The organism is Mycolicibacterium sp. SMGY-1XX, from assembly GCF_059132455.1.
In genome coordinates this window covers 6801173-6824519 of record NZ_CP101139.1, presented here as the reverse complement: position 1 = coordinate 6824519, position 23347 = coordinate 6801173, and the positions used below count along the sequence as shown (strand labels likewise).

The following is a 23347-nucleotide window of genomic DNA, read 5'->3' as shown; positions in this document are numbered from 1 at the left end:
CCAGATGGTTCCCCCGCTGGGGAGTTACAGGCGGTGAGTGCTGTGAGCACCACTGCTGCCAAGAGCGCGAGCAGTTGTTTTGTACGCGAACGACCCGAGTTCCACAAGATGGTCGCTCATCTCAGGCAGCTTCTGCACCCGCAGGCGCACCACTCGCGAGGAGACAACTGATGGGCTGGAAGCCTTTCGCGCTGATCATCGCACTCCTCGCGGTCACTGCCCACGTTCCCGCAACGGCTTTCGAGGTTTGGGGCGGCTTCGCCCTCGCCGTTGTCGCCGGGATCGGCTTGTCCGTCCCGGTCGCCATGACGAAGTTCGGTGAAGAAGCTCTCATGCCACTGCTCGTGGCCACCCAGTCGATCCCCAAGACCGCGCTGGCGCCAATCTTTGAGTAACGAGAATGATCGTGGTTTTCGTTGCTTGCCAGATTCGCAGGAGTTCCTCCTGGAGGACCTCGCGCGTTATCTCGTCTACGGCGCCGAAGGGTTCATCCATACAGCAGGATGGCCGGCTGTGTTACCAGTGCCCTAGCCAGAGCTAAAGTACGGCAGCGAGCTGAGGACGCGCAATTTCCTGAAAACGTCCCAGTTACTCGCCCCGACTGTCCGCAGATACTGGACGATCTCGGGATTGACCGATCGCAGACCGAGGACCATGTTGACGACAATCGGAAAGAAGGCGATCACCGCGGCCATCACCACCTTCGGCGTCAATCCAAATCCGAACCAAATCACAACAGAAGTTGCTGTTCGCGTATTTCGTGTGCCGACCTATCTCATCCCCGCTCCGACCGCAGTCTTCGCGGAAATCGGGTCAAGGTGGGAGTATTTCCTTGCTAGCCGGAATGAAAGTGTCGATCTCCCTAGCGACTGTTGGCGCCATTGTCGGAGAGTTCGTGGGTGCGGACGAGGGCCTGGGATTCGTGATCCTCCGGGCTATCAACAACTTCGACACCGTCACGATGTTCGCTGCACTACTGATCGTCAGTTGCCTCGGGGTACTTTCCTAGAGGCTTGTTGCCCTGCTCGAACGCCGTGCACTCTCCTGGGCGCCGGACGTTCAGCTCTCCGGCGGAATGCGCCAGCGCGTCCGGTTGCGGCTCTGGGCCGGCGGTTCAAGCGCCTGAGGCGGCTGAGGAAAAATCTGCATCACGGGGGCGGGGTAACTCCCACTGGCAGCACCTTCAGTACGCGCCCTGGGCGGCCGGTCATCACCACCACTTCGTCGGAAAGCAGGACGGCCTCCTCGATGTGATGGAAGGATCAAAGGCATGCACAGAACAATTTCGCCGGCCGATTGAGCTTCATGTTCCAACAACCGTTACTGATGCCGTGGCGAAATGTCAGCAGAAACGTCCGGCTACCCCTTGAGGTCCAACACAAGCACCTCTCTCCTGCGCACGAAGAACGAGTGGCAGCCCTGATCGAGAAAGTCGGACTTCACGAGGCCGCGAATCTCCTTCCCCATCGACATCGGATACCGGCACGCCATCGATTTGGACGGATCCACGGCTTGCGGAGACGACCCGCGAGATGATCTTGAGAAGGGTGCTCTTGCCGCATCCCGAGGGCCCGATGATGCTGACGAACCGGTTCGCTTCAACCTCGAGATCTACGCCGTCGACAGCAAGAACAGACTGCGCTCTTGAGGGCCGATATTCGAGGCTGACGCCGGAAAGGCGGATCTGTGGCGGTGATTCAAGAGCCGAAGACTCAAACATCCCGTCCCTTTCCGGTTTGGTCACCGAACAGGCGCGCGACGAGTTCGCGGGTGTAGGACTCACCGTGCATAGTCATGGCAGCCACCGCAGCGTCGGGGTCACCTGAGGCCAGAGCGTCCAGGATTCGCCGATGCTCGTCGATCGAACGCAGCTGCTGTCCTGGCATGTCGGCGAAGCGCTCGAACAGAGGATCCAGGATGACCGTATCGTGTGTCGATTGGAGTAGCTCGCGGGCTCGCGCGTTGCCTGACGCGGTCCAGATGGAGTTGTGGAAGCGAAGGTCGTGCTCCCGGTAGTCCCGCCACGAGATGCCCGCTGCGACAGCGCGTTCCGCCTCGCCGAGCAACTCGCCCAGATGTTCCAGAGTCTGCGGCGGCAAACGGGCGGCCGCCTTCCGGATACAAATGCTCTCCAGCGCCCGCCGAACCTCATACAAATCTCGAACGTCGTTGACGTCGAGCGACTTCACCAAGACACCACGCTTGGGCAAGCGCCCAAGGAGCCCTTCTTGCGCAAGTCGTGTCACCGCCTCTCTCACGGGCGTTCGGCCTACACCGAGCGAGGCCGCGACGGCACCTTCGGTGAATACTTTGCCGGGACGCAACTGTCCTTGGCGAACCAGGTCGCGAAGCCCTCGGTAGGCGACGCCCGACTGGCCGAACTCATCGGCGGGGTCGGCAACGTTCTGCGGTGGCTCGTGGTGGAAAAGCTCGCGATCTGCCATCACCTACGTACCTGATGTATCCGTCATATATATAAGCGAGGACGCGCTTCGTGATCAGACTGTGACCTGATGGGAACGTCACGTTGCCAAAGAGGTAGCGCTGGGAAGGTCGACGTCGACTACACCGCAGCAGGCATCGTGCGTAGATGCTTACGGTCCGAATGGGAGAGTTCGGTTTCGATGAGTCGTAGGCCTCACCCGTTCGTCGCTACGAGCGCAGAACGTGAACAACCGTGTGGTTTCCGGATTTGCCGCGTAGATGAGAAATCTACTCGTGCCACGTCGGTGAGAACAGTTCGAAACCTGCAGCTCAATCAGGCGTTAGTGGTCACGGAGCGTGAGATCCGACACCCACTTCTCGAAGAGACCGAGAATCGAGTCCGTCAGCTTTCCCAGCAGAGCCAGCGAGATGATCGCCAGGAAGATGCGGTCGATCCGCCCGTTCTGGCCGGAGTCCAGCAACAGGAAACCCAGGCCCATCGAACTGGCGATCAGTTCGGCGGCCACCAGGAACAGCCAGGACTGTGCCAACGCCAGGCGCAGCGCGGAGACGGTCGAGGGCACCACCGCGGGCAGCTGCACGGTGGCGAACAGGCGCAGGCCGTGCAGGCCGAACGCCCGGCCGGCTTCGAGGAGGTGGTTGTCGACGTGCCGCAGCGCCGACCCGACGATCGTGTACACCGGGAAGAACGCGCCGATGGCGATCAGGATGATCTTGGATTCCTCGCCGATACCGAACCACAGGATCAGCAACGGCACCCAGGCCAGTGACGGCACGGCACGGATCCCGCCGAACGACGGTGCCAGCAGGATATTGGCCAGCCGAGACAGCCCCACCAGCGCGCCTGCAGCCAGCCCGACCGCGGCCCCGATGGCAAATCCCAGCAGAACGCGTTGCGTGGAGATGGCGATGTAGTGCCCGTAGAGGCCGCGCTCACTGAGGTCCACGGCGGCCAGCCACACCATCGACGGGGAGGGCAGCATCGACAGCGGCACCAGCCCACTCGTCGAAACAACCTGCCAGACAACCAGAATGACCACCGGCAGCAGAGAGCCGCCCACAACGCGGAGCCACCGGGACAACACCGCCGAACCCTGCGCCCTGCCGGCCGGCTCGACTGAAGCGGAGGTGGCCTGGGTCACGAGGCGTGCTGGACGCGGGCCGGGTCGGCCTGCTTCACGAAGCTGTCATTGACGATCGAACCCAGTGCGTCGTCGACCTGCTGCTGATTCGGAACGTCACCGAGGTCCACGAAGATCGGGCCGATCTTCTCGAGCACGGCCAGCTGCGTCTCACCGGGTACGGGATCGACGTCCAGGTTCGAGCGTTCGTTGATCACCTTCTGCGCAACCGGCAGGTCGAGGCCGGCGACGTCGGCGAGAATCTGTGCCGTCTGCTCGGGGTTGGCCGCCGCCCAATCAGCCGCGGCGGCATAAGCGTCGACCACCAGCTGGGCCAATTCGGGCTTGTTCTCGAGGAAGTCCTCCCGGGCGTTCAAGAAGCCGTAGCTGTTGAAGTCGATATCGCGGTAGAACAACGTGGCGCCGGTTTCCTCGGCGCCGGCCATGATGGGGTCGAGCCCGGCCCACGCGTCCACCGAACCGTTCTGCAGCGCTGCCCAACCGTCTGCGTGCTGCAAGTTCTGCACCGTCACGTCGTCGGCGCTCAATCCGTGTGCCTCCAGGGACTGCAGGAGAAAGAAATACGGGTCCGTGCCCTTGGTGGCGGCGACGTTCTTGCCCGCCAACTGCTCGACGCTGGTGATGTCGCTGCCCGGGGGAGCGACAAGTGCGGCCCATTCGGGCTGCGAGTAGATGGCGATCACCTGGATGGGCGAGCCGTTCGAACGCGCCAGCAGTGCTGCTGAGCCGGCGGTGGAGCCCACGTCGATCGCGCCGGCCCGCAGGGCTTCGTTGGCCTTGTTGGAACCGGCCGACTGTACCCAGTTGACGTCGACGCCCTGTGCCTCCAGCCAGCCTTGGTCTTTGATGATGAGGCTGAGCGGGTTGTAGGTGGCGAAGTCGATGTTGAGTTCCTGACCCTCGAGAGAGGCTGCGTCGTCCCCGGTTTCGGGGGTGTTCTGGTTCTCGCCGGAGACGCACCCGCTGACAAGCAGGGCCAGGGTCGCGAGTGTCGAGGCGAATGCTGAGATCTTCATGCGCTGCTTTCGTCAGTGGGCGGTGTGTCGGTCGATGCCGAGGCCGTCGAGAAGCCGGCCGCGGAGTTCGGCGAGTTCGGCCGACCCGCGGTCTCGTGGACGATCGCCGGGAACGACGATCGTCTGGCGGATCGACGCCCCGGCCGTGCCGTCCTGATGGCCGATCAGCAGAACCCTGTCGGCGAGCTGCAGTGCCTCGTCGACATCGTGGGTGACCAGCAGCACCGTCGCGGGGGCGGCCGCGTGGACATCAAGGAGAAGGTCCTGCATCTTCAGCCGGGTCAGCGCGTCGAGCGCACCGAACGGTTCGTCGAGCAGCAGCACCCCCGGGTTGCGGGCCAGCGCGCGGGCGAGTGAGGTGCGTTGCGCCATACCGCCTGAGATCTCGCGCGGGCGATGGCCGGCGAACTCGGCGAGGCCGACCAGCTCGAGCAGGGTGGCCACCGTCTGCCGGCCGGCCGCCGCGGGGGTGTTCCTGGGCAGTCCCAGCGCGACATTGGCCGCGATGGTGCGCCACGGCAGCAGTCGTGGTTCCTGGAAACCGACGGCGCACCGCGGGTCGTAGGACGTGACCGGTGTCCCGTTGATGCGCACTGCACCCGCCGTCGGGGTGTCCAACCCGGCGACGATCCGCAGCAGGGTCGACTTACCGCAGCCGCTCGTTCCGAGGATGGCGACGATTTCGCGTGGCTCGATCTCCAGGGTCACGTCGCGCAGAACCGGACGCGACGCACCTTTGCCTTGGGTGAACGCCCGCCCGAGACCGTCGAGGGAGACCGAGAACGCCTGATGGGCGACCCGCGCATCCAGGACCGGGGTACTCGCGGGCATACGGGAACTCCAGCCAGATGGTCATGTGCCAGGTGCACCTCGATGCTGGGTCAGGAGAGCGAAACCGTCACGACTTTTCACCATGGCGGTTTGAACTGTTCCCGAGTCGTACGGAACGCGTGACGGCCCTGCTTCGGCGTCGGACTACGGTCGGAGAGTGTCCGCTGACCACCCCCTGATCGACGCCCTGCGGCGAAGTGTCCCGGCCGACCGGCTGTTGCTCGACCCGGACGTCATGGCCACCTATCAACACGACGAAGCCGAATGGGCCCCACACGGGACGCCGGTCGCGGTGGTGCGCCCGACGTGCACCCAAGAGGTCCAAGCCGTGGTGCGCGCCTGCATCGATCACCGCACCGCGGTGGTGACCCGAGGTGCGGGAACCGGCCTGTCGGGCGGCGCCAACTCGACCGACGGGTGCGTGGTCGTCTCCCTGGAGGCAATGACCGCGATCAAGGAGATCGACGAACTCGAGCGGTACGCGGTGGTGGAACCCGGCGTCGTCAACGACCTCCTGCGCGCTGCCAGCGCGACACACGGTCTGTGGTACCCACCCGATCCAGCGAGCTCGCCGTGGTCGACGATCGGCGGAAACGTGGCCACCAACGCCGGCGGGCTGTGCTGTGTGAAATACGGGGTGACCCGCGATTACGTGCTGGGGATGCAGGTGGTGACCGGTACCGGCGAGATCGTGCGCCTGGGACGCAAGACCGCCAAAGGGGTGGCCGGCTACGACTTCGCCGGACTGATGGTGGGTTCTGAGGGGACGCTCGGGATCATCACGGAGGTGACCGTGAGACTGCGGCCGCTGCAGGGGCCGCAGCGCACCATCGCCGGTTACTACGACTCCATCGTCGATGCGGGACGGGCGGTCAGCGCTGTTGCCGCGGCGGGACTGACGCCCTCAGCGTTGGAACTGGTCGACCGGCAGTGTCTTCTCGCGGTCGACGCGTGGAAGAACATGGGTTTGTCCGTCGAGGCGAATGCGGTGCTGCTCGGACGCGTGGACAGTCCGGACCCGGCGGGCGAGCAGGAGGCGAACACCATGCTGGCGTGTTTCGACGCGGCCGGTGCCACCTGGTCGGCGGTGTCCACCGATCAGCAGGAGGCCGACGACCTGTTCGCGGCCCGACGGCTGGCGTATCCGGCGATGGAGCGGCTGGGTCCTGTCCTCACCGAGGATGTCTGTGTGCCGAAGCGCCACGTCGCCGAGATGTTGGCGCGGATCGAGGGAATCGGGCAGCGCTTCGGTGTGACCATCGCCAACATCGCGCACGCCGGCGACGGCAACCTGCATCCGCTGCTCATCACCCCGCGTGGCGACGACGAGGCTCGCGTCCGCGCCCAGGAGGCTTTCACCGAGATCATCGACGCTGCGCTGGAATTCGGTGGAACGGTCACCGGCGAGCATGGCGTGGGCTTGCTGAAGATGGGCGGCTTGAGCAGGGAACTGGACCCCGTGGTGCTGGGCATGCACCGTGCCGTCAAGCACGCCCTCGACCCGCACGGGATCCTGAACCCCGGGAAGGTCTTCGTCTGAAGATTCAGGCGGGGTGGCGGCTGTCCATGTAGAGAGGGAAGGCCATCTCCCACAGCAGCAGGCAGGCGACGAACCAGGCCACCGGCTTCTTGAGGTGGAACGAGCCCACCCTCGACGTCACCGGCCGGCCCCGCTTGGCGGAGGCGTGGGCGTCGCGATACACCCACACGGCAGTGGCGAACGCGATGGCCACTACGAGGAAAACTGTCATGAGCAGCACGCCGACGGCGCCGCCCGCCGGAATTGAAAATGACATCGTTACCTTCTCTGCCGTTCGTTGGCGTTGAAGATACCGGCATCAAGGCGAATGTGTGATATCGCGAGAATTGGGTACCGGTCACCGCGCCGCGGCCACGGGCGCGGTCTCCTCCACGGCGACCGTGGGCAACCGGATGCTGAAGGTGGTCATGCCGGCCCCGGACTGTGCCTCGATGGTTCCGCCGTGCGCTTCGACGATGGACGCGGCGATCGACAGACCCAGGCCGAAGTTTCCCGCCTCCCGCGAGCGTGACTTGTCGGCACGGACGAACCGCTCGAACAGATGCGGCAACAGGTCCTCGTTGATCCCGGGCCCGTCGTCGGTCACCGTCACCTCGACATAGGCGACACCATCGTCGGCTCGCCCGGTGGCCACGGTGGTTCGCACGGCGGTGCCCGCCGGGGTGTGCACCCGCGCGTTGGACAACAGGTTGGCCAGGGTCTGGTGCAGCCGCGCCCGGTCGCCGCGCACCCAGACCGCCGCATCGGGCACCTGGGTCGACCACTGATGTGCCGGCGCCGAGACCGCCGCGTCGTTCACCGCGTCGACCACCAGCTCGGCGAGGTCGACTTCGCCTGCGTCCAGATCCTGGCCCTCGTCGAGCCGCGCCAGCAGCAGCAGATCCGCGACCAGCGAACTCATCCGGCGGGTCTCGGCCTCGATGCGCGCCAGTGAGTACTCCGTCATCTCGGGCAGCACCGAGCTGTCCTGGCGGGTCAGCTCGGCGTAGCCGTGGATGGCGGCCAGGGGAGTGCGCAGTTCGTGGCTGGCGTCGGTGATGAACTGGCGCATGCGCCGGTCCGACGCGGCCACATCCGACAGTGCCCGCTCGACGTGGTCGAGCAGCCGGTTGAGCGTGTCGCCGACGAGCCCCACTTCGGTCCGGGGATCGGTGTCGACGGCCGGAACCCGGGGGGTGATCGCGTGGTTGTCGCGATCGAGGGGCAGCGAGGCCACCTCCGCGGCCGTCGCGGCGACCCGCCGCAGCGGGCGCAGTGCGAACCGGACGATAGCGACGGTGCTCAACGCGGTGATCACCACCGCCAGCGCGGTCAGCCCGGAAACGATCGCGGTCTCGCGGACCATCGCCTCCCACGCGGGTGTGCGGGACACCCCGGTCACCAGGATCTCGTTACCGTCGCCGGGCCGTCCGACCATGCGGTACCAACCCAGGCCGGGCAGCTCGACGCTGCGCGGCGGCTCACCGGTCCACGACATCTCCGCGATCTGTGCGACGGCCGACGGTGGTGCGGGCTCGGCCTCGCCGTCGGAGAAGTACGCCGAATCCACCACCCTGCCGTCCTGAATGCGCGCGACGACGTTGCCGGGCGCCTGCCCGACGAGGTTGGTGAGGGGCTTCATGGTGCCAGGAGCGGGGAGTTCGCCCGTGGGCCCGGGGGTGCTCCGGTACTTGGCCACCGACTGACTGCAGCCATCGGCCGCCCCGGCCAGTTGGCTGTCGATGATGCCCAGCACCGATGCGCGCAGGCTCACCACCGACATCGTGCCGACGGTGACCAGGGCGAGCATCACCACCACGGACACACCGACGACGAGCTGCCGGAGCAGAGTCCAATTGCGCCAGATACGCATCATTGCGGCGGCCGCAACATGTAGCCGACGCCGCGCACGGTGTGGATCATCGGTTCGCGGCCCGTGTCGATCTTCTTGCGGAGGTAGGACACGTACAGATCGACGATGCTGGATCTGCCACCGAAGTCGTACTCCCACACCCGCTGCAGGATCTCGCGCCGGCTCAGCGCCCGCCGGGGATTGCGCATCAGGAAGCGCAGCAGATCGAACTCGGTGGAGGTGAGAGCGATCGGTTCACCGCCGCGGGTCACCTGATGGCTCGCGGCATCGAGCGACAGATCACCCACTTTGAGTGATTCCTCATTGCTCGGAGTCAGGTAGGCGGTCCGGCGCAGCAGTCCGCGCAGCCGGGCGACGAGTTCCTCGAGTGAGAACGGCTTTGTCATGTAGTCATCGCCGCCCGCGGTCAGACCGGTGACACGGTCGGACACCGAATCGCGTGCCGTCAGGAACAGGGTGGGTGTGTAGGTGCCCGAGTCCCGGATCTGCGCCAGCACGCCCAGCCCATCGGTGTCGGGCAGCATGATGTCCAGCACCAGGACATCGGGCGTGTTGGCGTGGTATTTCTCGACGGCTTCGGCCGCGTCATGGGCGACGTCGATATCCCAGCCTTCGTACTGCAGAGCCATCCGGATCAGGTTGGTCAGGGCACGTTCGTCGTCGACGAGCAGCACGCGGATCGCCGACCCGTCGGCGCGGTACATCCGGGGCAACTGCCCGAGGATGGCGCGGCGGGGGCCCTGTTCGTTCACCGGCGCAGACGTCACGCTGCCATTGTCGCGCGTGCCGGGCCGCTCGACTCCGGCCTCATAGACATTTCATAGGCCGCCGGACCGCTGCCGCGACCCCGGCTCGGCGATCACGAACGGCGCCGGTGTGAGAGCTGTTTCACATCAACCGAATCCACGTGACGTGCGGGTCTGTCGACATGTGAATCGTCTATGAGAGCAGTGACACCGGAGGGTGCGCTGCTGACGATTGTCGGAGGACGGCAGTTCGGTCGCATCGCGGCGACCGCAGAAACGAACTGTGATGCCGGACCTTTCGTCTGCTCACACGCACACCCAAGGGGAGAACACGCATGTCCGTCGACACCACCGGCACAGCCACCACGCTCGATGCCCGATTGCGGTCACAATCCCCGGTGGCTCTCGGAGTCTTCCGGATCCTGGTGGCCCTGCTGTTCGCGATGCACGGCACGGCCAAACTGTTCGGGTGGCCGCAGGGCTCGCCGGCCGCGTTCGGTGCGTGGCCCATGTGGTGGGCCGGCGCGCTCGAGATCGTGCTGGGCGCTTTGATCGCCCTGGGCCTGTTCACCCGCGCAGCGGCTTTCGTCGCCTCCGGCATGATGGCGGTGGCCTACTTCTGGCGGCACTTCCCCGAAGGCTTCTGGCCGATCGTCAACGGCGGCGAGACCGCGGTGCTGTTCTGCTTCGTGTTCCTGCTCCTGGTTTTCACCGGTCCGGGTGCGCTGGCCGTGTCGCGCCGCAGCTGACGGTTCAAAACCGCTGCGGCACAGCGCCTCTGAGGGACAGGCGAGCGGGGGCGTGTCGACGGCGCAACCGGGTGACCTACCGCCCGGTGGTGCCGTCGATCAGTTCCCGCAGGATGTCCATGTGGCCGGCGTGCCGACCTGTTTCTTCGACCATGTGCACCAACGCCCACCGCATCGACGGTGGCGTCTTGCCTCGGGAGGGGCGCGCGGCCGGGGCTTCGAGGTCGTCGCAGCCGGCGATGACGTGATTGGCCGCGGAGATGGCCGTCCGGTATGCCTCGATCAGGCTGTCGACGGTGTCGTCGTCCCGGGCGTGGAAGGTCGAGGGCCAATCCGACACCGCTTCGCCCAAGAAGGTGAAGCGCTCGACGTAGCCCAGATGCTTGAGCAGTCCGAGCAGATTCGTGCCGGAATCCACAGCCGGGGTCCGGACCTGAGGCTCCGGTGCACCCTCGACCTTGCCGATGACGCACGAGCGCAGGTAGTCGAGGAACCCCAGCAGCACGTCCCGTTCTGCGAGGCCGGTGTGCGGCGGCGGTGAGTCCGTCATGTCAGCAAGGGTGGGACACGGACTCGTGAGAATTCAACCCGCCTTGCTCAGTGGGCAAAACGCGAGAATCGGCTTCACCGATGTCGATATCGTCATGGCCGCTCCGTCCCAGGGGTATGTGACCGACAAGCGGTCACGACACCGAAAGGGAGACATCCATGGCGAAGTACCTGTTCCTCAAGCACTACCGCGGGGCGCCGGCATCGGTCAACGATGTGCCGATGGACCAGTGGACACCCGAGGAGATCGCGGCGCACATCCAGTACATGGAGGATTTCGCGGATCGCCTCAAGGGCACCGGTGAATATGTGGACAGCCAGGCCCTTTCGGCCGAAGGAGCGTGGGTCCGTCACGACGGGCAAGGAAAGCCCCCCGTGACCGACGGCCCCTTCGCCGAGACGAAAGACCTGATCGCGGGCTTCATGATCGTCGACGTCGACTCCCAGGAACGGGCGTTCGAGCTGGCCGGCGAACTCTCCGCCGCGCCAGGGGCGGGCGGTAAGCCGATCCACGAGTGGCTCGAGGTCCGCCCGTTCATGACCGCCGCCCCGACCGTCAGCGAGTAGATGGCCGACACTGCGGTGGACGAGGCTGCGCTGCGCGACCTGATACCCGGCGTGCTGGCGGCCCTCGTCCACCGCGGGGCCGATTTCGCGACCGCCGAAGACGCCGTTCAGGAAGCGTTGCTCAACGCGGTCCAGACATGGCCGACGCGGGTGCCTGACGATCCGAAAGGCTGGCTGGTCACCACCGCGTGGCGGCGCTTCCTCGATGTGACCCGCTCCGACGTCGCCAGGCGTCGCCGTGAACAGCACGTCGCCGAGGAGCCTGCGCCGGGTCCGGCCGCGGCTGCCGATGACACCTTGCAGCTGTACTTCCTGTGCGCTCACCCGAGTTTGAGCTCCTCGTCGGCGATCGCGCTGACACTGCGCGCCGTCGGCGGGCTCACCACCCGCCAGATCGCGCAGGCGTACCTGGTGCCCGAAGCCACGATGGCCCAGCGGATCAGCCGGGCCAAGCGGACCGTCAGCGCGGTCCGGCTGGATCGACCCGGTGACCTGCGCACCGTGCTGAGAGTGCTGTACCTCGTGTTCAACGAGGGCTACAGCGGCGATGTGGACCTGGCCGCGGAAGCGATCCGGCTGGCCCGCCAGCTCGCCGCGCGCACCGACGACGAGGAAGTCGCCGGGCTTCTCGCATTGTTCCTGCTGCACCATGCCCGGCGCCCCACCCGCACCCGCGCTGACGGCAGCCTGATCCCACTGGCCGAGCAGGACCGCAGTCGATGGCGCACCGATCTCATCGCCGAAGGAGTCGCCGTTCTGCAGGCTGCCCTGGCGCGGGACCGGCTCGGCGAATACCAGGCCCAAGCGGCGATCGCCGCCCTCCACGCCGATGCCCAGACCGCCGACCAGACGGATTGGGTGCAGATCGTCGAGTGGTATGACGAACTGAGCCGGCTCACCGACAGCCCGGTGGTGCGGCTCAATCGCGCAGTCGCGGTGGGGGAGGCCGACGGACCCCAGGCGGGCCTGGCCGCGCTCGCCGACCTCGACCCGACGCTGCCGCGGCACACCGCGTCGGCGGCGTATCTGCACGAGAAAGCCGGGGACATCGCGCTCGCGGCCCGGCTCTACACCGAGGCCGCCGCCCGAGCGCAGAACGTCGCGGAGCGAAACCACCTCACGATGCGGGCCGCCGCACTGCACCAGCGCCTGGCCGCGCGGGTGAGGCCCTTCGATAGCGGGTAGAGCTCAGTGATGCACCCCACCGATGAATCCTTCGACGTGTTGATCATCGGTGGCGGCAACGCCGGAATCAGTGCGGCGGCACGATTGCTCCGGAAGGGTTTCGGCGCCGTGGGTGTCATCGAACCGCAGAGTGTGCACACCTACCGGCCGCTGCTGTCCTACGTCGGCGGAGGTCAGGCCTCGATGCGCAGCGCCGAGCGCACGCAGCGGTCGGTGACGCCGCGCGGGTGCACCTGGATCCGAGATTCGGTGATTGGCGTCGACGCCGCACGCGGCACGGTGCGGTGTGCGGGCGGGAAGAGCTATCAGTACCGCGATCTTGTCCTCGGCGCGGGCCTGGTGCCCGACGATGAAGCGCTGCCCGGCATCGACACCGCACTCGACACACCGTTCGTGGCGAGCAACTACCTCAACCGCGCGGAGAAGACCTGGGAGCTGGTGCGGACGGTTCCGGCGTCCGGGCACGCGGTGTTCACGGTGCCCCGACCCCCGGTCAGTTGCACCGGCACCACCCTCAAACCGTTGTTCCTCGCGGCCGCGCACTGGAAGCGCAGACCGCGGGGGATCACCATCTCGTTGATCGTCGACCGCCCACAGCTGCTCGGAGTCCCGGACCTCGACGCGCGACTGGGTGATCTCCTGCGCGAACTGGGCGTGCACGTGGAGTGGGACACGGCCGTGTCGGCGGTGCACCCGCAGCAGCGGGAGCTGACGTTGACCCGTGCGGACAACAGCACCGAGCAGATGCCCTACGACATGCTGCACCTGGTTCCCCCGTTCCGAGGGCCGCGATGGGTCACCGAATCCGGGCTCTCCGCGCGGGACGACGGGCTGGTCGATGTCGACCCCAAGACGTTCCGGCATCGGACGCACGCAGCAGTCTGGGCGGTGGGCGACTGCGCATCGGTGGAGACCGACCCTTCCGGCGGCGCGCTTCGCCGCCAGGTGGCGACCCTCGTCGACAACATCGTGGCCGCGCGTCGCGGTGCACGGCTCGACGAGTACGACGGGTACACGGTCGCGCCGGTGGCCACCGATGCGCATCGCCTGATTGCCGCGGAATTCAACCGGGCCGGCATCGTGTCGGCGCTGCCGCGGGCACTGGACCCGCTCAAACCGCGTCGCACCGCGTGGGCTTTCGACCGCTTCGGTCTGGCGCAGATCTACTGGAATCTGATCCTCAAGGGCCGGCTGTGACCATCGGTGCCTTCAGGACCTACTACGACACGGCTGCGTTCCTGAACGCCGAGGGTCTGAACCCTCAGCTGCCCAGCAGCCGTTCGGCGAAGCCCATCAGAGGCGCGTGCAGATCGCGGACCCCGGCGGGCCCGTTCGAGGCCAGCTCATGGGTGACCAGAGACGATATCGCGGCGATCAACGCCCGGCAGGCGAACTTACCTTCCCGGGACTCGGCCCCGGCCAATGCCGCCAGGGCGTCAACGGTGTTCTGCTGTAACGCCATTCGCACCCGCAACGCCTCTGGCCCCGCTGCATAGACCTCGATCAGGTAGAGCCGCGCCATCGGCGCGTTACGGGCGATGGTGTCGAGATATTCGCGCAGCACGGCGTCGAACACTTCGAGCGCGGTGGCCGATCCCGGCACGGCAGACGACGACTCCGACAACAGGTCGTGGATGCGGGCGAAAGCGTCGAGGAAACACGCTTGCTTACTGTCGTACTGCTCGTAGAAGGTCTGCTTGGACACCTTGGCGTGCTCGATGATGTCGGCGACTGTGGTGCCGGCGTAGCCCTTCACCGCCATCACCTCGCCCAGCGCGGCGACGATACGCCGACGTTGATCGGTGACAACCTCTTCGCGGGTCAATCGGTGCCGCCCCGGGGGCAACTTGCTGGGCACCGCATCCTCCCTTGTCATCCTCCCTCGTCACTGTCTCAGGAAGAGTACCCGCCGGGATTTGCTGCTTCGGATGCCTTTGTGTACGTCATCGTTTATCATTCTCGGCGGCGGATTCGGCGTTGAGGGGTCGCCGTCATCGAGCGCATCGGGCTAGTTGTAGGGGCAGCTAGCCCGCTGCCTCGTGGCCGCCGACTTCCAGCCCTTTCAGAGTCTGTCGAGTAGATCGGCCTTCTTCGCGGCGAACTCCTGGTCGGTGAGGATGCCTCGCTGATGCAGGTCGGCCAGCGATTCGATGGCCGCGATGATGGTCGCCGAGTCTCCTTGCCCCCCGGCCCGAGGTGGGGCCGCCGCCGGAGCTTGCGCCGGGGGAGGTCCAGAACTCTGCGCAGGGCCGAGTTCGCGCAGGCTGGACACATCGAAGGTGCCGAACTGGCTGGTGAAGCTCAGCGTCCCGGGGCCGCTGCCCTGTTGTTGCTGCACGCCGCCGATCTGATGGTCCCCGGTGTCAAAAACCCTTGTGACGCCGTTGAACTGGATCGCCAGGCGGCGGGTGCTGGGGAACACCGCATACCGGGCATCGTTCTGGCCACCTGAGGAGCTGGGCACCCCCAGCTCGGCGGGCCACCAGGTGCCCGCACCGGCCGGGAAGGCCGCGAACACCGTGGTGGTGGCCAGCAGCTGGGCCAGCTCGTTGCACAACGCGTCGACCCGCGCCTTGAGTGCGTGGTCGAACATGTCGCCCACCATCGTCATCCCACCACGCATCCACTGCCCGGACCCGCCGAGCTCGGGTATGGAGAACTGGGCCATGGTGCCGCCGCCGGCTTGGACCGCGACCAGCATGGCCAACACCGAATCCGGTGACAGGCCGTGCCGGCGGGCGATGTCGGCGACGGCTTTCTCGGCTTCCGGGGTGACAGGTGCCTTCATGATCGACAGTCTTCCTTTGTCGGTGTTCCGCTGGCTAGACACGTACCGCGTTTCCCCGCGGGCGAAACCCGGGGGTCGATACGGTCGGGTCATGCAACAGGTGTCGGTCATCACTGGCGGTGCGGGCGGGATGGGCCTGGCGACGGCGAAGGTCATCGGGCGCGATCACCATGTGGTGCTGTGCGATGTGCGGCAGGACCGGCTCGACAGTGCCCTCGCCGAACTGACGCGACAGGGAGTGGCGTCGACCATCATCAACTGCGATGTGGTCGACCGCGCGGCGGTCACCGGCCTTCTCGAGAGCGCGGCCCGGCTCGGCCCGCTGGTGTCGGTGATCCATGCGGCCGGGGTGAGTCCCAGCATGGGCGACGCCGGGTACGTACTGCGCACGAACGCGGTCGGCACGCTCAATGTCAACGAGGCGTTCCGGGACATCGCGGCCGAGGGCGCCGCCATCGTCAACGTGGCTTCGATGGCCGCACACCTGATCCCGGAGAGCCTGGTCCCCACCGCGCAGTTCCCGCTGGCCTTCGACGACGAGGGCCGGTTCCTGGACGCGATGGCGTCGGCATGCGCCGTCGTTCCGCAAGAGGCGCGGTCCGGCCTCGCGTACGCGCTGAGCAAGAGCTTCGTGAAGTGGTACTCCAGTTCGCAGGCCGAGCGCTTCACCCGGCGGGGGCTGCGCATCGTCTCGGTGTCGCCGGGCTCGATAGACACCGAGATGGGTCGGCTCGAAGAGCAGGCCGGCGCCGGCGCGATGGTGGCCGATGCTTCGGTGCCGCGCTGGGGTACCGCCGAGGAGATGGCCGACCTGCTGGCCTTTTGCGCGAGCGCCAGGGCAGGCTACTTGACGGGCACCGACATCGTGAACGACGGCGGTGTGGTGGCTTCGGTGAGGGAACGCGCCCGGGCCTCGCAAACGCCTTGACGGTGTCGTCAAAGTGCTGGTCGTCTCGCGAAAAGCCAGGTAGGACAACTCAACTGGGCCCATTACCGGAAATCGCGAATCCTCGCAACTGGCCGGCGGGCGTAACGAACCGTGCGGGCGTGGCGACATTAAGATGACCGTCGGGGGGTGGCGTCCGGGTCCCGTGTAGGGATTGCGGCGCGGGGGTACGCGAAGTCGCAGTGGCGACACCCGCTTGACGGTATGCCACGACTTGTCCGGGATCGGACGTGACGATCCTCCTCGTTGCACGTCGACGTGCGTATGGCAGGAGGGTTCGTCGTGCTCGGAAAAGGTCGGATAACGACGAATCTCGAAGGGTGCCAACTTGGTAGGCGAGCTCACGCACATCACCGGAGACGGTCACGTCAACCAGCTGCGCCGCCGGACCCTGCTCAAGTTGCCGCTCGTCGCAACCGTCCCCGCCGCCCTGGCGCTTGCCCCCAGGGCGGCGGCCGACCCGGGCCCCTGGTCGCCGGAACGCGCACACGGGTGGTACCGCGCTCAAGGCTGGTTGGTCGGTGCGAACTACATCACGTCGACGGCGATCAATCAGCTCGAGATGTTCCAGCCCGAGACCTATGACCCCCGTCGCATCGACGCGGAGTTGCGCCTGGCGCGGCTGATCGGTCTCAACACCGTTCGTGTCTTCCTGCACGATCAGCTGTGGACGCAGGACCGTCAGGGTTTTGCGCGCCGGTTGGCGCAATTCGTCCGCCTCGCAGACCGCCGCGGCATCAAACCTCTTTTCGTCCTGTTCGATTCGTGCTGGGATCCGATTCCGAAACTGGGGCCGCAACGCGCGCCCCGGCCCGGTGTGCACAACTCCGGCTGGGTGCAGAGCCCCGGAGCGGAACGATTGGACGACCGCCGCTACATCGACACGATGCGCGATTACGTGGTGGGCGTCATGACGCAATTCCGGGATGACAAACGGGTTCTCGGGTGGGACGTGTGGAATGAACCCGACAATCCCGCCGACCAGTACCGTCAGGTGGAGCGCCGGGACAAATTGGAATTGGTCGCCGAATTGCTGCCGCAGGTCTTTCGATGGGCGCGCTCGGTCAATGCCGCTCAGCCGTTGACCAGCGGTGTCTGGGACGGTGAATGGGCAGACGCGAGGCGCCGCACGCCGATCGTCCGGATTCAGCTCGACAATTCCGACGTCATTTCTTTCCACAGTTATGCCGAACCCGAGGGATTCGAACGACGAATCGCCGAACTCGCGCCGTTGGGGCGGCCGATCCTGTGCACGGAGTACATGGCCCGGTCATTGGGCAGCACGGTGCAGACAATTCTGCCGATCATGCAGCGTCACCACATCGCCGCCTACAACTGGGGATTCATCACCGGGAAGACACAGACCAATCTGCCGTGGGACTCCTGGGACCGCCCGTATACGACGCCGCCGCGCGAGTGGTTCCACGATCTGGTGTACCCGGGTGGCCGGCCGTACCGCGAGGAGGAGATCCACACGATCCGGAAGTTGACCGGCAACCTCAAGCCCGCCGCGGCGCGGCCCGATGCGGACTGGCGCACGCGCCGGGCGAAAACCGGCCCGCGATGAGAACCGCAGCGGGCCCGGGTCTATCCCTGTGACGGAGCGGCCTGGGCGCCGCCAATCGGAGGGAGGCAACCGTGGCTGTCACCACTGCGTACGCCGTTGTGCCGTCGGCTGATCTCGCCGCGGCGCGGGTCTGGTGGACCGCTCTGCTGGGACGCGAACCGGACCGGGTGCCGATGCCCAATGACGTGGAGTGGCATTTCCCCGGCGGCGGTGGACTCCAGCTGATCGACGACGCCGGGCACGCCGGAGCGGGCAGCGTCACACTCGGTGTCGACGACGTGGATGCCGAGCTCACCGAGATCGCCGATCGCGGTCTCGACGTCCCGCAGGCACAGACGGTACCCACCCAGCAGTTCCGCATCGCGACCCTGCGCGACCCCGACGGCAACACCGTCGTGCTGGCGCAGGAATTGTGATGCTCAGGTGCTGACGAGATTCGGCGGCGGGCCGCCAGCGGCGTAGGCGCTGATCTGTTCGAGTGCCACCGAATACCCGCGTTCTGCGGCGCCGGCGGTGCTGCCGGCCACATGCGGGGTCAACAGCAGACCGGGCGCCGACCACAACGGGTGCCCGGCGGGCAAGGGCTCGGGATCGGTGACATCCAGGGCGGCACGCAACCGCCCCGAACGCAGCTCGGGGATCAGTGCGTCGGTGTCCACGGCACTGCCCCGGCCCGCGTTCACCACGACGGCACCGTCCCGCAGCGTGGACAGGAACCGGGCGCCGATCAGGTGACGGGTCGAGGCGTCGTCGGGGAGCATCGACACCACGATGTCAGCCTCGGGTAGCAGCCGGTCGACCTCACTGAGAGCGTGCACGCCGGGTCTGGCCGTCCGGCCGACGAGCACCACCTCGGTCTCGAACGGCGCCAGCCGCGCGGCGAGGTTTGTCGCCAGGTCCCCGGCTCCGAGAATCACGGCGCGCTTGCCGAGCAGCGTGTCGGTGTACTTCGGCTGCCAGACACCTGCGGACTGCCGCTCCCGGAACAGCGGGAGCTCGCGGTAGATGGCCAGCAGCACCGCCACCACCCACTCGGCGGTCGAACCGCCATGTGCGCCACGACCATTCGACAGCATCACCCCGTCAGGGACGTATGGCCGCCACAGTTCGTAACCGGCGTGCAGCGTCTGGACCAGCCGCAGCTGCGGCAGATCGGCAAAGCGTGCGCCGGTGGTAGCCGCGTGGTCCAAGCCGACCACCACCACCGTCGCGTCGAGGTGGTCGGCGGGCCACGGCTCACCGGCGTCGTACCGCACCGGCTCGATCGTGGCAGCCGAGCCCAGCACACGCATGCCCAGCTGGTCGGGAACGAGGACCTTGAGTCGAGAGGAGTTCACCGCAGATCAGATGTCCGAGCTCTCCCGCCACAGGTCGATACCGGAATCCGAAGCATAGCGGTCGATTTCGGCCAGCTCGTCGGCAGTGAATTCCAGATTGTCGAGAGCGCCCAGGTTTTCGTCGAGCTGGGCGACGCTGGAGGCGCCGACGAGCGTCGACGATACGGCAGGGTCGCGCAGCACCCACGCCAGCGCCAGCTGCGCCAGGGACTGGCCGCGACGCCGGGCGACCGCGGCCAGGCCGCGCAGTTGTTCGCGAACCTGATCGGTGACCAGACCGTCGTCGAAAGTCGGACGCGCCGTGGCCCGGTCGATGTCACCGGCGGGCTTGTCCAGATAACGGTCCGTCAGCAGCCCTTGCGCCAGCGCCGTGAACGCGATGGCCCCCATCCCGGCGTGGGCGAGTTCGGTGGTCAACCCGCCTTCGATCCACCGATTGAGCAAGGAGTACGACGGCTGGTGGATCACCAGCGGAGTTCCGAGCCGGTGTGCGATGGCCGCGGCTTCGGCTGTCTTGCCCGGCGAGTACGACGAAACGCCAACGTAGCGCGCCTTTCCCGCGCGCACAGCGGTATCGAGTGCCCCGATGGTCTCCTCGAGCGGGGTCACCGGATCGATCCGGTGTGAGTAGAAGATGTCGACGTAATCGAGGCCGAGCCGGTCGAGGGACTCGTCGAGGCTCGCGAGCACGTAGGCCCGGCCGCCGAGCTGACCGTACGGACCCGGCCACATGTCCCAGCCCGCTTTGGTGGAGATGATCAGTTCGTTGCGGTAGGGCTTGAAGTCGCGCCGCAGCATCCGGCCGAAGTTCTCCTCGGCCGAACCGTACGGCGGGCCGTAGTTGTTGGCCAGATCGAAGTGGGTGATCCCGCGGTCGAACGCGTGCCTCAGGATCTCCCGCTGCACATCAAACGGCCTGTTGTCGCCGAAGTTGTACCAGAGGCCCAGCGAGATCGCCGGCAGAAGCAGACCGGAGGTGCCGACTCTGCGGTAGGGCATGGCGTCGTAGCGGTTCCGCGCGGCCACCCAGGGGTCGTGTGTGAACGGGACGTCGGAGATCGCGAGGTCATCAGCCATGTAGTCGATGGTAGGCGGAGGGTCAATCCAAACGGCCCGCATCCACCAGTTCGATCACGGGTTCGCCCGCTTCATCGGAGGCTTCCAGATCCACGCGCACTTCGAAGCCCCAGTCGTGGTCACCGGCGGGGTCGTCGAGAATCTGGCGCACCCGCCAGTGGCCCGGCTGACGGTCGAAGATCAGCAGCGCCGGGCCGCGCGCATCGGCGCCGGTGCCGACGAACTCGTGCTCATCGAAGTAGCTGTTGCCCAACGCTTCCCAGCTCTCAGCCGGCCACCCCTTGTTGCCGTCGAGAGCACCCAGCTCGTCCCAGCGCTGCCGCGCGAACAGCTCGACCCGGCGGAACAACGTGTTGCGCACCATCGCGGTGAAGGCCCGTTCGTTTCCGGTGAGTGGGCGTGGGCGGGCCGGTATCGCCACCGGTGCATCAACTGGTTGATCCGGGTCGGTGAGTTGCTCCCATTCGTCGAGCAGGCTGGAGTCGACCTGGCGGACCAGCTCACCGAGCCACTCGACGATATCGGTGACCTCCTCGGTGCGCGCGGCCGCGGGCACACCGGAGCGCAGCGCCTTGAAAACGTCGGACAGGTACCGCAGCACTGCGCCCTCGGAACGGGTGAGCCCGTAGACGCTCACGAACTCCTTGAAGGTGAAGACCCGCTCCCACATCTCCCGCACCACCGATTTCGGCGACAGCGGAGCGTCAGCCGCCCACGGATTGGTCTGCAGGTACACATCGAAGACGTGGCCGAGGAGCTCTTCGAGCGGCTTGGGGTAGGTGACCTCGTCGAGCAGTTCGATGCGCTCGTCGTACTCGATGCCCTCGGCCTTCATGGCCGCCACCGCTTCGCCCCTGGCTTTGTTCAGCTGGGCCGCCAGGATCTGCCGGGGATTCTCCAAGGTGGCTTCGATCACCGAAACCACATCCAGCGCAAAGGTTTCCGAGGTGGAATCCAGTACATCGATCGCGGCGAGAGCAAAGGTCGACAGCGGCTGGTTCAAGGCGAAATCGGGCGGCAGGTCCACCGTGAGCCGGTACCGCCGGCCATCCGGAAGTGGTTCGGCCAACCTCTCCAGCACGCCGGCTTGCAGTAACGAACGCGCGATGCCGACGGCTTCCCGGATGTGCCGGAGTTGGCGTTTGCGCGGCTCGTGGTTGTCGGTGAGCAACCGGCGCATGGCCACGAACGGGTCACCCGGACGGTCCACCACATCGAGGATCATGGCGGTGGAGACGCGCATGTTGCTGGTCAACGGCTCCGGGCTGGCCGCCACCAACCGGGTCATCGTCGACTCGCCCCACGGCACCATGCCTTCAGGAGCCTTGCGGCGAACCAGCTTTCGGCGTTTCTTCGGGTCGTCGGCCACCTTCGCGAACTGTTTGAGATTCTCCACTTCGTGATCGGGCGCCTGCACCACGACGGTGCCCGCGGTGTCGAAACCGGCCCTCCCGGCGCGGCCGGCGATCTGATGGAACTCGCGGGCATTGAGCAACCGGGTGCGCGTGCCGTCGTACTTCGACAGGGCCGAGAAAACCACCGTGCGGATCGGCACGTTGATGCCCACGCCCAAGGTGTCGGTACCGCAGATGACCTTCAGCAGGCCGGCCTGGGCCAGCTGTTCCACCAGACGGCGATACTTCGGCAGCATCCCGGCGTGGTGGACACCGATCCCGTGGCGCACCAGACGCGACAGCGTGGTGCCGAACGCCGAGGAAAAGCGGAACCCACCGATGTGCTCGGCGATGGCCGCCTTTTCCTCCTTGGTACTGACGTTGACGCTCATCAGCGCCTGCGCCCGTTCCAGCGCTGAGGCCTGGGTGAAGTGCACGACGTAGACCGGCGCCTGCTGGGTGTCGAGGAGATCCTGGATCGTCTCGTGCATCGGGGTGGTGGCATAGGAGAAGAACAGCGGCACCGGCCGCTCGGCCCCGGCCACCAGCGCCGTCGGGCGTCCGGTGCGGCGGGTCAGGTCCTCACGAAGAAAGGTGACATCACCCAGGGTGGCCGACATCAGCAGGAACTGGGCGTGCGGCAGTTCCAGTAGCGGCACCTGCCAGGCCCAGCCGCGGTCGGGGTCGCCGTAGAAGTGGAACTCATCCATCACCACCAGGCCGATCGGCGCATCGGCCCCCTCGCGCAGCGCGATATTGGCCAGGATCTCGGCGGTGCAGGCGATGATCGGGGCGTCGGCGTTGACCGCCGCATCCCCGGTGAGCATCCCGACGTTGGCGGCGCCGAACACGTCGCACAACGCGAAGAACTTCTCACTGACCAGCGCTTTGATGGGGGCGGTGTAGAAACTGCGCTGCCCGGCCGCGAGTGCGGCGTACTGCGCACCGGTGGCGACCAGTGATTTACCGGAGCCGGTGGGCGTCGCCAGCACCACGTTGGCGCCGCTGACCAGCTCGATCAGCGCCTCCTCCTGCGCCGGGTACAGCGTGGTGCCGTTCCCCTCGGCCCAGGCCGCGAACGTGGTGAACAGCTCGTCGGCGTCGGTGCCCAAGGCGCGCAGGGCGGACAGGTCGCTCGGATCGCCGAGCAGGGGAGTACTCATCTCGCGTACCAGCCTGCCTCAGATTCGCCGCCCTCACGCAATCCGGCCCCGGTAGCGTCGCATCGTGCGCTGGATCGTCGACGGCATGAACGTGATCGGCAGCAGGCCGGACGGCTGGTGGAAGGACCGCCACGGCGCCATGGTGAACCTTGTCGCACTGCTCGACCGGTGGGCGGCCGCGCGATCCGGCCCCGTCACCGTGGTGTTCGAGCGCCCACCCGCGTCCGCCATCGTGTCGACGACCATCGAGGTCACCTACGCGCCTCGAGCCGCTCCCAACTCCGCCGACGACGAAATCGTGCGGCTGGTGCAGGCCCAAGACGATCCCCGCGAATCGACCGTCGTGACCTCCGACAGCGCCCTGGCCGACCGCGTGCGCGCGGCGGGAGCGACCGTGACATCCGCCGGCGCCTTCCGCCGCGCTCTCGACGACCCTTCGTTGTGGTAGATACA

25 protein-coding genes are annotated in these 23347 nt (G+C 66.6%); 10 read left to right on the top strand and 15 right to left on the bottom strand.

Translation table 11 applies throughout. The annotated features are described in order from the left end of the window. Window positions 1-170 precede the first annotated feature (170 nt). On the top strand, window positions 171-395 hold the full coding sequence (locus tag NL241_RS32595; RefSeq protein ID WP_494396157.1) for an ABC transporter permease family protein: 225 nt from the start codon (window positions 171-173) through the stop codon (window positions 393-395). Between the two features lie 132 nt (window positions 396-527). On the opposite strand, the gene NL241_RS32590 is transcribed toward NL241_RS32595, so the two are convergent. The 6 genes from NL241_RS32590 to NL241_RS32565 all read right to left on the bottom strand — a co-directional run bounded on the left by NL241_RS32590 (window position 528) and on the right by NL241_RS32565 (window position 5434). Beyond that, a complete protein-coding gene (locus NL241_RS32590) occupies window positions 528-695 on the bottom strand; it encodes an ABC transporter permease subunit (RefSeq protein ID WP_494396156.1) in 168 nt (55 codons plus the stop codon). Window positions 696-1342: 647 nt separating this feature from the next. Then, window positions 1343-1720 carry an ATP-binding cassette domain-containing protein gene (locus NL241_RS32585; RefSeq protein ID WP_494396155.1) on the bottom strand — a complete coding sequence of 126 codons (378 nt, stop codon included), beginning with the start codon at window positions 1718-1720 and terminating at the stop codon, window positions 1343-1345. After that, entirely contained in the window at window positions 1713-2444 is a 732-nt protein-coding gene (locus tag NL241_RS32580) for a GntR family transcriptional regulator (RefSeq protein ID WP_494396154.1), read from the bottom strand. The genes NL241_RS32585 and NL241_RS32580 overlap by 8 nt, the downstream gene beginning before the upstream one ends. Window positions 2445-2765: 321 nt before the next feature. Beyond that, window positions 2766-3428 carry an ABC transporter permease gene (locus NL241_RS32575; protein ID WP_494398432.1) on the bottom strand — a complete coding sequence of 221 codons (663 nt, stop codon included), beginning with the start codon at window positions 3426-3428 and terminating at the stop codon, window positions 2766-2768. A gap of 155 nt (window positions 3429-3583) precedes the next feature. Continuing rightward, the gene (locus NL241_RS32570) at window positions 3584-4603 is read right to left on the bottom strand and encodes an aliphatic sulfonate ABC transporter substrate-binding protein (protein WP_487690105.1); all 1020 of its coding nucleotides are present in this window, start codon (window positions 4601-4603) and stop codon (window positions 3584-3586) included. A 12-nt stretch (window positions 4604-4615) separates the two neighbouring features. Next, window positions 4616-5434 (bottom strand): ABC transporter ATP-binding protein, encoded by an 819-nt coding sequence (locus NL241_RS32565; RefSeq protein ID WP_494396153.1) that lies wholly within the window; start codon window positions 5432-5434, stop codon window positions 4616-4618. 157 nt (window positions 5435-5591) lie between these two features. Here NL241_RS32565 and NL241_RS32560 point away from each other — a divergent pair, with 157 nt between their 5' ends. Then, on the top strand, window positions 5592-6974 hold the full coding sequence (locus tag NL241_RS32560; RefSeq protein WP_494396152.1) for an FAD-binding oxidoreductase: 1383 nt from the start codon (window positions 5592-5594) through the stop codon (window positions 6972-6974). A 4-nt stretch (window positions 6975-6978) separates the two neighbouring features. Here the strand turns inward: NL241_RS32560 and NL241_RS32555 are convergent, their stop codons facing one another. From NL241_RS32555 to NL241_RS32545, 3 genes are all read right to left on the bottom strand, one after another. After that, window positions 6979-7230, bottom strand: a complete 252-nt coding sequence (locus tag NL241_RS32555; protein ID WP_487690114.1) for a hypothetical protein — start codon at window positions 7228-7230, stop codon at window positions 6979-6981. 81 nt (window positions 7231-7311) lie between these two features. Next, window positions 7312-8826 (bottom strand): sensor histidine kinase, encoded by a 1515-nt coding sequence (locus NL241_RS32550; RefSeq protein WP_487690600.1) that lies wholly within the window; start codon window positions 8824-8826, stop codon window positions 7312-7314. Then, window positions 8826-9530: a response regulator transcription factor gene (locus tag NL241_RS32545; RefSeq protein ID WP_487690602.1), complete on the bottom strand. Its 705-nt coding sequence runs from the start codon at window positions 9528-9530 to the stop codon at window positions 8826-8828. Before NL241_RS32545 ends, NL241_RS32550 begins: the two co-directional genes overlap by 1 nt. 377 nt (window positions 9531-9907) lie before the next feature. Here NL241_RS32545 and NL241_RS32540 point away from each other — a divergent pair, with 377 nt between their 5' ends. Continuing rightward, a complete protein-coding gene (locus NL241_RS32540) occupies window positions 9908-10321 on the top strand; it encodes a DoxX family protein (protein WP_487690117.1) in 414 nt (137 codons plus the stop codon). 76 nt (window positions 10322-10397) lie between these two features. Here NL241_RS32540 and NL241_RS32535 read toward each other — a convergent pair whose 3' ends face one another. Continuing rightward, window positions 10398-10871 (bottom strand): DinB family protein, encoded by a 474-nt coding sequence (locus NL241_RS32535; protein ID WP_494396151.1) that lies wholly within the window; start codon window positions 10869-10871, stop codon window positions 10398-10400. Between the two features lie 158 nt (window positions 10872-11029). Between NL241_RS32535 and NL241_RS32530 the strand changes: the two genes are divergently transcribed. From NL241_RS32530 to NL241_RS32520, 3 genes are read left to right on the top strand one after another with little or no spacing between them, the layout of a single operon-like run. Further along, on the top strand, window positions 11030-11437 hold the full coding sequence (locus tag NL241_RS32530; protein ID WP_487690123.1) for a YciI family protein: 408 nt from the start codon (window positions 11030-11032) through the stop codon (window positions 11435-11437). After that, window positions 11438-12622 (top strand): RNA polymerase sigma factor, encoded by a 1185-nt coding sequence (locus NL241_RS32525; protein ID WP_494396150.1) that lies wholly within the window; start codon window positions 11438-11440, stop codon window positions 12620-12622. Window positions 12623-12631: 9 nt separating this feature from the next. Continuing rightward, on the top strand, window positions 12632-13819 hold the full coding sequence (locus NL241_RS32520) for an NAD(P)/FAD-dependent oxidoreductase (protein ID WP_494396149.1): 1188 nt from the start codon (window positions 12632-12634) through the stop codon (window positions 13817-13819). A gap of 64 nt (window positions 13820-13883) precedes the next feature. On the opposite strand, the gene NL241_RS32515 is transcribed toward NL241_RS32520, so the two are convergent. Beyond that, window positions 13884-14480, bottom strand: a complete 597-nt coding sequence (locus tag NL241_RS32515; protein ID WP_487690130.1) for a TetR/AcrR family transcriptional regulator — start codon at window positions 14478-14480, stop codon at window positions 13884-13886. Window positions 14481-14684: 204 nt separating this feature from the next. Further along, a complete protein-coding gene (locus tag NL241_RS32510; RefSeq protein WP_487690134.1) occupies window positions 14685-15410 on the bottom strand; it encodes an SHOCT domain-containing protein in 726 nt (241 codons plus the stop codon). Between the two features lie 91 nt (window positions 15411-15501). On the opposite strand from NL241_RS32510, the gene NL241_RS32505 reads away from it, so the two are divergent. The 3 genes from NL241_RS32505 to NL241_RS32495 all read left to right on the top strand — a co-directional run bounded on the left by NL241_RS32505 (window position 15502) and on the right by NL241_RS32495 (window position 18339). Next, the gene (locus tag NL241_RS32505) at window positions 15502-16338 is read left to right on the top strand and encodes an SDR family oxidoreductase (RefSeq protein WP_487690137.1); all 837 of its coding nucleotides are present in this window, start codon (window positions 15502-15504) and stop codon (window positions 16336-16338) included. A gap of 394 nt (window positions 16339-16732) precedes the next feature. Further along, window positions 16733-17923, top strand: a complete 1191-nt coding sequence (locus NL241_RS32500) for a cellulase family glycosylhydrolase (RefSeq protein WP_494398431.1) — start codon at window positions 16733-16735, stop codon at window positions 17921-17923. Between the two features lie 71 nt (window positions 17924-17994). Then, a complete protein-coding gene (locus NL241_RS32495; RefSeq protein ID WP_494396148.1) occupies window positions 17995-18339 on the top strand; it encodes a VOC family protein in 345 nt (114 codons plus the stop codon). Window positions 18340-18342: 3 nt separating this feature from the next. On the opposite strand, the gene NL241_RS32490 is transcribed toward NL241_RS32495, so the two are convergent. From NL241_RS32490 to NL241_RS32480, 3 genes are read right to left on the bottom strand one after another with little or no spacing between them, the layout of a single operon-like run. Next, on the bottom strand, window positions 18343-19260 hold the full coding sequence (locus tag NL241_RS32490; protein WP_494396147.1) for a 2-hydroxyacid dehydrogenase: 918 nt from the start codon (window positions 19258-19260) through the stop codon (window positions 18343-18345). 6 nt (window positions 19261-19266) lie between these two features. Next, window positions 19267-20337, bottom strand: coding sequence for an aldo/keto reductase (locus tag NL241_RS32485; protein WP_487690146.1), 1071 nt, complete (start codon window positions 20335-20337; stop codon window positions 19267-19269). Between the two features lie 22 nt (window positions 20338-20359). Further along, window positions 20360-22894: a DEAD/DEAH box helicase gene (locus tag NL241_RS32480; protein ID WP_487690149.1), complete on the bottom strand. Its 2535-nt coding sequence runs from the start codon at window positions 22892-22894 to the stop codon at window positions 20360-20362. Between the two features lie 64 nt (window positions 22895-22958). On the opposite strand from NL241_RS32480, the gene NL241_RS32475 reads away from it, so the two are divergent. Continuing rightward, window positions 22959-23342 (top strand): NYN domain-containing protein, encoded by a 384-nt coding sequence (locus NL241_RS32475; RefSeq protein ID WP_494396146.1) that lies wholly within the window; start codon window positions 22959-22961, stop codon window positions 23340-23342. Window positions 23343-23347 lie beyond the last annotated feature (5 nt).